This window comes from Streptomyces sp. NPDC056503, from assembly GCF_042794995.1.
Taxonomy (GTDB): domain Bacteria; phylum Actinomycetota; class Actinomycetes; order Streptomycetales; family Streptomycetaceae; genus Streptomyces.
In genome coordinates this window covers 1-12,514 of record NZ_JBHTST010000025.1, presented here as the reverse complement: position 1 = coordinate 12,514, position 12,514 = coordinate 1, and the positions used below count along the sequence as shown (strand labels likewise).

8 protein-coding genes are annotated in these 12,514 nt (G+C 73.7%); 5 read left to right on the top strand and 3 right to left on the bottom strand.

Annotated features, from left to right (window positions below):
- Positions 1–164: 164 nt before the first annotated feature.
- Entirely contained in the window at positions 165–2,156 is a 1,992-nt protein-coding gene (locus ACFQ8C_RS10505; protein ID WP_383454489.1) for a PIG-L family deacetylase, read from the bottom strand.
- 409 nt (positions 2,157–2,565) lie between these two features.
- Here ACFQ8C_RS10505 and ACFQ8C_RS10500 point away from each other — a divergent pair, with 409 nt between their 5' ends.
- The 4 genes from ACFQ8C_RS10500 (at position 2,566) to ACFQ8C_RS10485 (ending at position 8,613) form a co-directional block, all read left to right on the top strand.
- Positions 2,566–5,553, top strand: a complete 2,988-nt coding sequence (locus ACFQ8C_RS10500) for a bifunctional [glutamine synthetase] adenylyltransferase/[glutamine synthetase]-adenylyl-L-tyrosine phosphorylase (RefSeq protein WP_383454487.1) — start codon at positions 2,566–2,568, stop codon at positions 5,551–5,553.
- Between the two features lie 49 nt (positions 5,554–5,602).
- A complete protein-coding gene (sigJ, locus tag ACFQ8C_RS10495; protein WP_383454484.1) occupies positions 5,603–6,544 on the top strand; it encodes an RNA polymerase sigma factor SigJ in 942 nt (313 codons plus the stop codon).
- 126 nt (positions 6,545–6,670) lie between these two features.
- A complete protein-coding gene (locus ACFQ8C_RS10490; protein ID WP_383454483.1) occupies positions 6,671–7,867 on the top strand; it encodes an NAD(P)/FAD-dependent oxidoreductase in 1,197 nt (398 codons plus the stop codon).
- Between the two features lie 92 nt (positions 7,868–7,959).
- Positions 7,960–8,613, top strand: coding sequence for an NADPH-dependent F420 reductase (locus ACFQ8C_RS10485; RefSeq protein WP_383454480.1), 654 nt, complete (start codon positions 7,960–7,962; stop codon positions 8,611–8,613).
- Between the two features lie 82 nt (positions 8,614–8,695).
- Here the strand turns inward: ACFQ8C_RS10485 and ACFQ8C_RS10480 are convergent, their stop codons facing one another.
- Both ACFQ8C_RS10480 and ACFQ8C_RS10475 read right to left on the bottom strand, forming a co-directional pair.
- A complete protein-coding gene (locus ACFQ8C_RS10480) occupies positions 8,696–9,616 on the bottom strand; it encodes a phosphatase PAP2 family protein (RefSeq protein ID WP_383454477.1) in 921 nt (306 codons plus the stop codon).
- A gap of 103 nt (positions 9,617–9,719) precedes the next feature.
- Positions 9,720–10,745 carry a LacI family DNA-binding transcriptional regulator gene (locus ACFQ8C_RS10475; protein WP_383454474.1) on the bottom strand — a complete coding sequence of 342 codons (1,026 nt, stop codon included), beginning with the start codon at positions 10,743–10,745 and terminating at the stop codon, positions 9,720–9,722.
- Positions 10,746–11,159: 414 nt separating this feature from the next.
- Here ACFQ8C_RS10475 and ACFQ8C_RS10470 point away from each other — a divergent pair, with 414 nt between their 5' ends.
- Positions 11,160–12,437: an extracellular solute-binding protein gene (locus ACFQ8C_RS10470; RefSeq protein WP_383454471.1), complete on the top strand. Its 1,278-nt coding sequence runs from the start codon at positions 11,160–11,162 to the stop codon at positions 12,435–12,437.
- The last annotated feature ends 77 nt before the right edge of the window (positions 12,438–12,514 follow it).

Genomic DNA, 12,514 nt, shown 5'->3' with positions numbered 1-12,514 from the left:
CTGCCCCGTCCGGCACCCGACCCGTCCGCGGTCTGACCCGTCCGACACTCGACCCGTCCGCCGCCTGTCCCGTCCGACACTCGACCCGTCCGCCGCCTGTCCCGTCCGGCACTCGACCCGTCCGCCGCCCGACCGGCTCACGGCGTGCGCCGGGCGCGCCCGGATCAGCGGGGGGCGGGGACCCAGTGCAGCCGGCCGTCCTGCCCCAGGGCGGCCACCCCGCCGGGGCCGGCCGCCGGAGCGCCCGCGAGCGGGAAGCCGGAGAGCTGCCAGGAGCCGCCGTCCGCGAGCGGGGCGACGGCGAGGCGGCCGGTCCTGGACCGGACCGCGACCAGGCCGTCCGCCGCGCTGACCGGGCCGAAGCCGGCGACGCCGCCGGGCGGCGGGGCGACCGGGGCGAGCCGGGCGGGGCCCGCGAAGTCCGCGGCCCGAGGCTCGCCGGTGCCGGGCTCGCGGTACCAGAGCCGGATGCCGCCGCCGGCCGGCGAGGGGCCCGCGCTCAGCGCGAGCGTGGTCGCCGGCAGACCGGTCGGCCGGGGTCCGGCGACCGGGGCGCCGTCCGGGCCGCCCGTCCACATCAGGACCGAGCGCCGGGTGCCCGCGAAGAGGTACGTCCGGCCGCGGGCGTCCGTCGCCGCCACCGGGTCGCCGTGCAGCCCGGCCCCGCCCAGGGCGCGCCACGGACCCCAGCCGCCGCCGGGCTTCCGCTCCCGCCCGGCGAGCCGGTGGTCGCCGTCGCGCAGGAAGAGCGAGACCCGCCCCGTGCCGTCCACGGTGACCGCGGGCGCGCCGATGTCCGGCGTCCGGTCGGCCTCGTCCCGCTTCCCGGGGGTGCCGAGGGAGCGCCAGTCCCCGAACCGCCCGCCCGGCGCGGTCTGTTCGACAGTGACGACCTCGCGCCGGTAGCCGGCCGGGCCCGCGAAGGAGGTCCGGGTGCCGAAGACCGCGATCCGCCCGTCCGGCAGCCGTACGGAGGCGACACCGCCGTCCAGGCCGCCGCCGGGCAGCGACTCCGGTCCCTTCCAGGCGCCGCCGGGCGCCCGGTGCCAGGTCGCGAGCCGCCCGTCCTGGACGCCGAAGGCCAGCAGCCCGCCGTCCGCGGCCCGCTGGAGCCACCCGGTCGAGGCGCCCCGCGCGTACCGCACGGTGGTCGTCCAGCCGCGGCCCTGCGGCCGGTCCGCCATCTTCAGGTCGCCGCAGCCCGCCGGGCTGCCGCAGTGGTCGGTCCCGTCGAGCCAGGCGTACGTCCGCAGGCTGCGCAGCTTCTCCCCGGCGGTGCGGCCGTCCAGGGCGGGCGGCAGCTCGGTGTTCGGGTAGCCCATGTAGCTCTGCGTCCCGACCGGCGGGTGTCCGGGCCGCTCCGCGTACCGCGCGAGCGCCGCCTGCGCGAACCGCGCCCCGTACGCGTGGTCCTGGTGGTCCCGCAGCCGCCCGGTCGCCGCGTCCGTGCCGGGCGTCGGGTCCAGGGTGCGGACGAAGGTCGGCCGGAAGCGGTCGAGCAGCCCCGTCAGGGTGGCCACGACCTGCTCCTTCGAGTACGCGAAGTCGGCGGCGACCGGCGTCCCCGAGGAGCGCAGCGAGCCGAGCGCGGGGATCCGGCCGTGCCACAGGCCCCGCAGGCTGTGCGGGCGGTCGCCGGAGGGGGAGCCGGCCTCGCGCAGCTGGAGCCAGACCAGCCGCACCCCGGGCCGGGCCCGCAGGGTGTCCAGTTCGGCCGCGCCGCCGCCGGCCGTGGGGATCACCGTCCGGTCCCAGGGGCTGGTGCGGTCGCCGGTGACCAGTTCGGCGTACGCGGCGCGGATGCCGTTCTGCCGGGCCTCGGCGTACGCGGGCTTGTCCGGCGCGGTCACGGCGGTCCGCGCGGAGCGGGCGTTGACGCCGTTCGCCTCGCCGGCCGTCAGGTACACGGTGGTCAGCGGGGTCCGGTCGGCCAGCGACTGCGCGGTGTCCGGGTTCATGAAGTAGAGGTCGTCGTCGGGGTGGGAGACGAACTGGACCACGGAGAGCGGGGCGGGGGACTGCGCCCGGGCGGCGGCCTCGGCGGAGGTCCCGGCGGAGGCCCGTATGCCGCCGGGCGGCGCCGGCTCCTCCTGGGCGGCCGTCGCCGTCAGCACGCCCGCGAGGGTGCCGCCGGTCAGCACGGCGGCCGTCGCCACGGCCACGGCGGACCGGCGGTGACGGAAGGGACGTATGAGGCGGGTGGGACGGCGAACGGGCATGGGCGCGGCAGGGCTCTCTACCTCGGGGACGGGTGCGCGTCGGCGGTGACGGCGGATACGCGAGCCCACGGCGGCGACGGCTGCGGAGACGGCTGCGCGACGGGACGGGCGACTCACATGGCTACAGGGCCGGAGCCGCCGCCGGGTTCCGAAAACGGCCTGATGTGCCCGACGTCACGTGTGATCCCTGCCGGATCAGGGCAGGCGGGACCGGTCGCGGACCGTCGTGCGGACGCCCGCGGGAGGCGTCCCCGGGAAGGCTCGCCGACCCCGCCCCGCACGCCCCCGTCGGCCGCTGCGGATAGGCTCGATCCGTCGGGCGTACGGGCTGGAGGGAGCGGCGGAGATGACGGTGCCGGGGCGCAGGAGCAGTACGTTCTCACGGCTGCTGCGGCACGGGTTCACCGATCCGTCCGGGGCCGAGCGGCTCCTCGGCCTGCCCGAGCTCGCCGCGCTCCGCGGGGACTCCGTCCTGCTCGACGCGCTGGGCGCCACCGCCGATCCCGACCTCGCCCTGCGCGGCCTGGTCCGGCTGGTGGAGGCGCAGCCCGAGACCGAGCGCCAGACCTTCACCACCACCCTGCTCTCCGCCAAGCCCTTCCGGGACCGGCTGCTCGGGGTGCTCGGCGCCTCCGAGGCGCTCGGCGACCACCTCGCCCGGCACCCGAGGGACTGGGAGACCCTGGTCACCTACGAGGCGGTCGACCTGCACCCGGGGGTCACCGAGTTCGAGCGGGGGCTCGCCGAGGCGACCGACGCGGTGGCCCTGCGGGTCGCCTACCGCCGCTGCCTCCTGGGGATAGCGGCACGGGACGTCTGCGGCACCACCGACGTCGCCCAGACCGCCGCCGAGCTGGCCGACCTGGCCACCGCCACCCTGCGGGCCGCGCTGGCCATCGCCCGGGCGGCCGAACCCGACGACGCGGCCCGGTGCCGGCTCGCCGTGATCGCCATGGGCAAGTGCGGCGGCCACGAGCTGAACTACGTCTCCGACGTCGACGTGATCTTCGTCGGCGAGCCGGTGGAGGGAGCCGACGAGGCGAAGGCGCTCCAGGCCGCCACCCGGCTCGCCTCCCACCTCATGCGGATCTGCTCCGAGACCACCGTCGAGGGCACCATCTGGCCGGTCGACGCCAACCTCCGCCCCGAGGGCCGCAACGGCCCGCTCGTCCGCACCCTCTCCTCCCACCTCGCCTACTACCAGCGCTGGGCGAAGACCTGGGAGTTCCAGGCGCTCCTCAAGGCGCGCCCGGTGGCCGGCGACGCGGAGCTCGGCGGCGCGTACGTCGACGCCGTCTCCCCGATGGTCTGGCAGGCCGCCGAGCGCGAGAACTTCGTCACCGACGTGCAGGCCATGCGCCGCCGGGTCGTCGACAACATCCCGGCCGCCCAGGTCGACCGCGAGCTGAAGCTCGGCCCCGGCGGCCTGAGGGACGTCGAGTTCGCCGTCCAGCTCCTCCAGCTGGTGCACGGCCGCAGCGACGCCACCCTGCACAGCGGCTCCACCCTGGGCGCGCTCGCCGCCCTCGCCGCCGGCGGATACGTGGGCCGCGCCGACGCGGCCCAGCTGGACGAGGCGTACCGCTTCCTGCGCGCCATGGAGCACCGCATCCAGCTCTACCGGCTGCGCCGCACCCACCTCGTCCCCGAGGGCGAGGAGGACCTCCGCCGCCTCGGCCGCTCCCTCGGCCTGCGCACCGACCCGGTCGCCGCGCTGAACAAGGAGTGGAAGCGGCACGCCTCCGTCGTCCGCCGCCTCCACGAGAAGCTCTTCTACCGGCCGCTGCTCGACGCCGTCGCCCAGCTCGCCCCCGGTGAGATCCGGCTCAGCCCCAAGGCGGCCGGCCAGCGCCTCGAAGCCCTCGGGTACGCCGACCCCGCCGCCGCCCTGCGCCACCTGGAGGCACTGGCCTCCGGCGTCAGCCGCAAGGCGGCGATCCAGCGCCATCTGCTGCCGGTGCTGCTCGGCTGGTTCGCCGACTCCGCCGACCCGGACGCGGGCCTCCTCGGCTTCCGCCGGGTCTCCGACGCGCTGGGCAAGACCCCCTGGTACCTGCGGCTGCTGCGCGACGAGGGCGCCGCCGCCGAGAACCTCGCCCGGGTCCTCTCGGCCGGCCGCCTCGCCCCCGACCTGCTGCTGCGCGCCCCCGAGGCGGTCGCCATACTCGGTGATCCCGAGGGGCTGAAGCCGCGCGGCCGGGACCACCTGGAGCAGGAGGTGCTCGCCGCCGTGAACCGCGCGGACGACGCCGAGCAGGCCGTCGCCGCCGCCCGCGGGGTGCGCCGCCGCGAGCTGTTCCGTACCGCCGCCGCCGACCTCATCGACTCCTACGGCACCGAGGACAGCCCCCGCACCTCCGACCCGGGGGCCCTGGTCGACCGGGTCGGCGAGGCCGTCACCGACCTCAACGCCGCCACCCTCGCCGGCGCCCTGCGCGCCGCCGTCCGCGCCGAGTGGGGCGACGAACTCCCCACCCGCTTCGCGGTCATCGGCATGGGCCGCTTCGGCGGTCACGAGCTGGGCTACGGCTCCGACGCCGACGTCCTCTTCGTCCACGAGCCGCGCGAGGGCGTGGACGAGCAGGAGGCCGCCAAGGCCGCCAACCGGGTCGTCACCGAGATGCGCAGGCTCCTCCAACTGCCCACCACCGACCCGCCGTTGCTGATCGACGCCGATCTGCGCCCGGAGGGCAGGAGCGGCCCCATGGTCCGCACCCTCGCCTCCTACGAGGCCTACTACCGCCGCTGGTCGCTCGTCTGGGAGTCCCAGGCGCTCCTCCGCGCCGCCCCCATGGCCGGCGACGACGATCTCGGCCGGCGGTTCATCGAGCTGATCGACCCGCTCCGCTACCCCGCCGAGGGCCTCGGCGAGGAGGCGGTCCGCGAGATCCGCCGGCTCAAGGCCCGCATGGAGTCCGAGCGGTTGCCGCGCGGCGCCGACCCCACCCTCCACGCCAAGCTCGGCCGCGGCGGCCTCAGCGACGTCGAGTGGACCGTCCAGCTGCTCCAGATGCGGCACGGCTGGGCCGAGCCCGGGCTGCGCACCACCCGCACCCGGGCCGCGCTCTTCGCCGCCCACGCCGCCGGGCTGATCCCCACCGAGGAGGCCCAGACCCTCGACGAGGCGTGGGTGCTCGCCACCCGGGTGCGCAACGCGGTCATGCTGGTCCGCGGCCGCCCCGGCGACACCTTCCCCTCCGAGCCGCGCGAACTGGCCGCCGTGGGGCGCTACCTGGGGTACGCCCCCGGTCATGTCGGGGAGCTGGTCGACGACTACCGCCGGATCACCCGGCGCGCCCGCGCGGTCGTCGACGAACTCTTCTACGGGGCCTGAGGATCGGGCCGGGGCCGCCGGGCCCCGGCCCTGCCGATACGATCGGGGCATGGCCCTGCTGACGAGTGACGTGGACCGGTTCGAGAAGGCGCGGCCCCGGCTGGAGGCCATCGCCTACCGGATGCTCGGCTCGTCGAGCGAGGCCGAGGACGCCGTGCAGGAGACCTACCTGCGCTGGCAGGCCGCCGACACCGGCCGCGTCGAGGTGCCCGAGGCCTGGCTCACCAAGGTCCTCACCAACTACTGCCTCAACCAGCTCACCTCGGCCCGCGCCCGCCGCGAGACCTACGTGGGCCAGTGGCTTCCCGAGCCGCTGCTCGCCGGCGACCCCATGCTCGGTCCCGCCGACACCGCCGAGCAGCGGGAGTCCGTCTCGTACGCCGTCCTCGTCCTCCTGGAGCGGCTGACCCCCAACGAGCGGGCGGTGTACGTGCTGCGCGAGGCCTTCGGGTACGCGCACCGCGAGATCGCGGAGATCCTCGACATCGGCGAGGCCGCCGCCCAGCAGCTCTTCCACCGCGCCAAGAAGCACATCGCGGACGGCAGGGCACGTACCGAGATCGACGAGGCCTCCGCCCGCAGGATCGTCGAGGAGTTCCTGGCCGCCGCCACCAGCGGCCGGACCGAGCCCCTCGTCCGGCTGCTCACCCAGGACGCCTCCGCCCTCGGTGACGGCGGCGGCAAGGTGCCCGCCCGTGCCAGCGCCTTCGAGGGCGCGCGTGCCGTCGCCACCTTCCTCCGCGGCCTGTTCAAGCCCGCCCCCGCCAAGCGGGCCCTGGTCGGCGGCATCCCCGACATCTACGCCGGCATCGCCGGCGGCGAGCCCGCGATCATCGCCGTCGTGGACGGCCGGGTCGTCGGGATCAGCTGCCTGGAGGTCACCCCCGACGGCATCGTCGCCGTCCGCAGCCAGGTCAACCCGGACAAGCTGCACCGCGCCACCGAGCGGTGGGCCGCCGGGGAGCACGGGGCCCCGCTGTACACCCTCTGACACCCCCGCGAGGGGTGTGACGCGGGTCACATTCGAATCCTGTCAGGAAACGCGGGGCCGCCCGGTTCAAGGTGCGAGACCACGCCGGAGAAACGGCGCGGACCCCGCGCAGACAGGAGCTCGGTCATGCAGCACCGCATCGTCGTCCTCGGAGCCGGCTACACCGGAGCCGTCGCCGCCGGCCGCCTCGCCCGCCGGCTGCGCCGCGAGGACGTCACCATCACCCTCGTCAACGCCGAGCCCGACTTCGTCGAGCGCGTCCGCCTGCACCAGCTCGCGGCCGGCCAGGAGCTCACCCCCCGCCCCTTCGCCGAGATGTTCGCCGGCAGCGGCGTCGAGCTGAAGCTCGGCGAGGTCGCCGCCGTCGACGCCGACCGCAAGACGGTCTCCGTGGACGGCGCCGCCGGACGCGAGGAGCTCGGGTACGACAGCCTCGTCTACGCCCTGGGCAGCGGCTGGAACCACGGCGGGGTCCCCGGCGTCGCCGACCACGCCCACGAGCTCTCCTCCCGCCCCGGCGCCCTCCGGCTCCGCGACCGGCTGGCCGCCCTGGAGGCCGGACGGCCCGTGGTGGTGGTCGGCGCCGGTCTGACCGGGCTGGAGGCCGCGACCGAGATCGCCGAGGCCCGCCCCGACCTCGACGTGGCCCTGGTCGCCCGCGGCGCCCTGGGCGACTGGCTCTCGGAGAAGGGCCGCGGCCACCTGCGGAAGGTCGTCGAGCGGCTCGGCGTCACCGTCCACGAGCACCAGGCGGTCGCCGCCGTGGCCGCGGACCGGGTGACCACCGCCGACGGCGCCGTCGTCCCGGCCGACGTCACCGTCTGGACCACCGGCTTCGCCGTCCACCCGATCGCCGGGGCCAGCGGCCTCGCGCTCGCCGGCGACGGCCGGATCGTGGTCGACGAGACCATGCGCTCGGTCTCCCACCCCGACGTCTACGCGGTCGGCGACGCGGCGCTGGCCGCCGGCCCGAACGACAAGCCGCTGCGGATGTCCTGCGCCTCGGGCGTCCCGATGGCCTGGCAGGCCGCCGACGCCCTCGCCGCCCGGCTCGCCGGCGTCGAGGTGCCCCGCATCGCCATCCGCTACGCCCAGCAGTGCGTCTCGCTGGGCCGCGGGGAGGCCCTGATCCAGTTCGTCACCGCCGACGACCAGGCCAAGGAGAAGGCCCTCACCGGCCGCTTCGCCGCCCGCTACAAGGAGCTCATCTGCAAGGGCGCCGCCTGGGGCGTCGCCCACCCGACCCTGGGCCTGCCCGCCCGCCGCCGGCCCGTGGTCCGGCAGGAGGCCCGGGACGCCGTCCGCGCGGAGGCCGTCGCCTGAACGGATCGCTGGAAGCCGTCCCTCCATGATCACGGAACCGTAGGGTCGGATCCGGACGACGAATTTCGGACGGACGGACGGAGCGCACGAGGATGAGGATCGCAGTACTGGGCACGGGCGAGGTCGGCCGGAGACTCGCCACCGCCCTCGCCGGGCTCGGCCACGAGGTCGGGCTCGGCTCCCGCACGGCGGACAACGCCGAGGCCGTGAAGTGGGCCGAGAGGCACCCGGGCGCGACCCACGGCACCTTCGCCGACGTCGCCGCCACCGCCGAACTGGTCGTCAACGCCACCGGCGGACTCGTCTCCCTCGCGGCCCTGGAGGCGGCCGGCGCCGAGAACCTGCACGGCAAGGTGCTCGTCGACGTCTCCAACCCGCTCGACTTCTCCGAGGGCTTCCCGCCGAAGGTGGTCACCTTCGACGGCCTCAGCCTCGCCGAGCGGATCCAGGCGGAGTTCCCCGGGGCCCGGGTCGTGAAGACGCTCAACACCATGACCAACACGGTGATGGTCGAACCCGGCCGGGTCCCCGGCGACCACGTCGTCTTCGTCGGCGGCGACGACGAGGACGCCAAGGCCGTCGTCACCGGACTGCTCGGCTCCCTCGGCTGGCCCGCCGCCCGGATCACCGACCTCGGCGACCTGACCAGCGCCCGGGCCACCGAACAGCTCATGCCGATCTGGCTGCGCCTCTACGGCCTCCTCGGCACCGGCGACTTCAACTTCGCCGTCTGCCGGGCCGTCTGACCGCCCCGGCCTCGGAGACACGGGAGGCCCCCGCCGGCGAAACGGCGGGGGCCTCCGGTGCTCACGGTCAGCGGCGGCCGGATCACCTTCCGGAGCCGACGCGCTCCTCGCGGTCCGCGTCCCGCTCGGTGTCCGTCCCCCGCGTCGCGGGGGCGGGCGCCTCCACCTCCGCCTCGACGACGACCAGCGGCTCCACCTGCTTCGAGAGGCGGTGGGGCCAGGTGCCGTACCAGAAGTACGCGACGAGGAAGCCGAAGGCGAGGCAGAGCATGCCGCCGACGGCGTCCAGCCAGAAGTGGTTGGCGGTCGCGACGATCACGACCAGCGTCGCCGCCGGGTAGAGCAGGCCCAGGATCCGGGCCCACGGCGCCTTCGCCAGGAAGAAGAGGGTCAGCCCGCACCACAGCGACCAGCCGATGTGCATCGACGGCATCGCCGCGTACTGGTTCGACATGTGCTTGAGGTCGCCCGAGGCCATCGAGCCCCAGGTGTGGTGCACCAGCACCGTGTCGATGAAGTCCTTGCTCTCCATCAGCCGCGGCGGCGCGAGCGGATACAGGTAGTAACCGACCAGGGCCACGGCGGTGGTGGCGAAGAGGACGGTACGGAACGCGGCGTAACGGCCCGGCTGCCATCGGTACAGCCACACGAGCACACCGATGGTGACGATGAAGTGCAGCGTCGCGTAGTAGTAGTTCATCGACACGATGAGCCAGGTCACCGAGTTCACGGCGTGGTTGACGGCGTGCTCGAAGGCGAGGCCGAGGGACTCCTCGGTCCTCCAGATCCAGTCCGCGTTCTTCAGCGCCTCGGTCTTCTGCTCCGGCACCGCGTTGCGGATCAGCGAGTACACCCAGTAGCTGACGCCGATCAGCAGCAGCTCGAACCAGATGCGGGGACGCCGTGGAGTGCGCGCACGCAGCCACGCCCACCGGCCGTCGGCCACGATGGGTGACGACGGGGTCGTCCGGTCGTCCAAACTCTTCACGGTCGTTTCACCCATAGGCAGAGAGTTTGCCAGATCCACGCCCCCCGACCGATCATCCCTCGGTCGGGTGTACGGCGCACCCTCTCCCCCTCAGGTACTAGGCGCCGGGAGGTGCCGACTACGGGGTGTGGGGAGGGGCCGACGCCGTGGAGCCGCGGACGACCAGCTCCGGCATGAAGACGAACTCCGAGTGGGGTGCCGGGGTGCCGCCGACCTCCTCCAGGAGGGCCCGGACCGCCGCCTGTCCCATCGCCTGCACGGGCTGCCGGATGGTGGTGAGCGGCGGATCGGTGAAGGCTATGAGCGGGGAGTCGTCGAAGCCGACGACGGAGACGTCCCTCGGCACGTTCAGCCCCTGCTGGCGGGCCGCGCGGATGGCGCCGAGCGCCATCATGTCCGAGGCGCAGACCACCGCCGTGCACCCCTTGGCGATCAGGGCGGCGGTCGCCGCCTGGCCGCCCTCCAGGGTGTACAGGGAGTGCTGGATCAGTTCCTCGGACTGCTCGGAGGTGAGGCCGAGACGGTCCTGCATCCCCTTCTGGAAGCCCTCTATCTTGCGGAGCACCGGCACGAAGCGCTTCGGTCCGACGGCCAGCCCGATCCGGGTGTGGCCGAGGGCGGCGAGGTGGGTGACCGCCAGCTGCATCGCGGCCCGGTCGTCGGGGGAGACGAAGGGCGCCTGCACCTTGGGGGAGAAGCCGTTGATGAGGACGTACGGCACGCCCTTGCCGCGCAGCTGGTCGTAGCGGGAGGTGTCCGCGGTGGTGTCCGCGTGCAGGCCGGAGACGAAGATGATGCCTGCCACCCCGCGCTCCACCAGCATGTCGGTGAGCTCGTCCTCGGTGGACCCGCCGGGGGTCTGGGTGGCGAGCACCGGGGTGTAGCCCTGGCGGGTCAGGGCCTGCCCGATGACCTGGGCGAGGGCCGGGAAGATGGGGTTGTCCAGTTCGGGGGTGATCAGCCCGACGAGGCCGGCGCTGCGCTGGCGCAGCCGGACCGGACGCTCGTAGCCGAGCACGTCGAGCGCGGCAAGGACGGATTCACGGGTGGCGGTGGCCACACCGGGCTTGCCGTTGAGCACGCGGCTGACTGTGGCTTCACTGACCCCCGCCTGGGCTGCGATGTCGGCAAGCCGCGCGGTCATGAGAGTGGACTGTACCGGTCACAGCGCGTATTGCCCACCAGTGGGGTCGGTGCCGCTTCTGGCGGGACGGCTCGCAAGGCGGCTCGCAAGGTCTTGCAGGTCTTGCAGCGGGATGCGAGGGATCGTTGTTGCGGAAGGGCCGGTTCCTTGTGCGCTCCCTGGCCGGTTTCCGTCGGATATATCGGATGAATCGGCGGAAGATGAGCCTCCATGTCGCTGTCAAGCGGCGCGACGGCAACCTTCGGGACACGCGGATGTAACGATCCCCGGTTCTTGCAGAAATCCGCCGCAAGGTCTTTCGGCTCGTTTTCATCCCTGTTACGTTCCTGGCAACCCGGAGCGCCGCGAGGGAGCGGTCGCAATGAGGAAGGTTCCAGCCCCTCGTCTCCCCGGGATCATGTTGAAGGAGTTCACATGCGGCGTGGCATAGCGGCCACCGCGCTGGTCGCGGCCCTGGGCGTCACCCTGGCGGCGTGCGGCGGAAGCGACAGCGGTTCCAACGGTGCGGCGAAGGGCTCGGGCGAGCTCTCCGGCACCGTGACGTGGTGGGACACCTCCACGGTCGGTTCCGAGGACAAGGTCTTCAAGAAGGTCGCCGAGGACTTCACCAAGAAGCACCCGAAGGTCACGGTCAAGTACGTGAACGTGCCCTTCGGCGAGGCGCAGAACAAGTTCAAGAACGCCGCGCAGGCCGGCGCCGGCGCCCCCGACGTGATCCGCTCCGAGGTCGCCTGGACCCCCGACTTCGCCAACCTCGGCTACCTCGCCCCGCTGGACGGCACCGCCGCCCTGAAGGACGAGGGCGACTTCCTGGCCCAGGCCGCCGCCTCCACCAAGTACAACGGCAAGACCTACGCCGTCCCGCAGGTCATCGACTCCATGGGCGTCTTCTACAACAAGAAGATCTTCAAGGAGGCCGGCGTCGAGGTCCCGAAGAACATCGCCGAGCTGAAGACGGTCTCCGCCACGATCAAGGAGAAGACCGGCAAGACCGGCCTGTACCTCCGCGGCGACGACCCGTACTGGTTCCTCTCCTTCCTCTACGGCGAGGGCGGCGACATGGTCGACGCCGACAACAAGACGGTCACCATCGACAACGAGGCCGGCGTCAAGGCCTTCAAGACGGTGAAGGACCTCGTCGACTCCAAGACCGCGATCACCGACGCGACCAACGGCTGGGACAACATGCAGGCCGCCTTCAAGGACGGCAAGGTCGCCATGATGATCAACGGCCCGTGGGCCGTGGCCGACACCTACGCCGGCAAGGAGTTCGCCGACAAGGCGAACCTCGGCATCGCCCCGGTCCCGGCCGGCTCCGCCGGTCAGGGCGCCCCGCAGGGCGGCCACAACCTCGCCGTGTACGCGGGCTCCAAGAACCTGGAGGCCTCCTACGCCTTCGTCGAGTACATGACGTCGGTCGAGAACCAGGCCAAGGTCACCCAGGAGCTCAGCCTCCTCCCGACCCGTCAGTCCGCGTACCTCCAGAAGGACGTCGCCAAGAACGAGATGATCGGCTTCTTCAAGCCGGTCGTCGAGAAGGCCGTCGAGCGCCCCTGGATCCCCGAGGCCGGCAGCCTCTTCACGCCGCTCGGCACCGAGTACACCAAGGTCCTCACCGGCCAGACCACCCCGGAGCAGGGGGCGAAGGCGGTCGGCGACAACTACCGCAAGCTCCTGAAGGACTGGAAGTAAGAGGAAGGCTGGCCGGCTGATGGCTGTGGACACCCCCAGCCAGTCGGTGGCGAAGGCCGCGGGCGACGTCGTCGCCC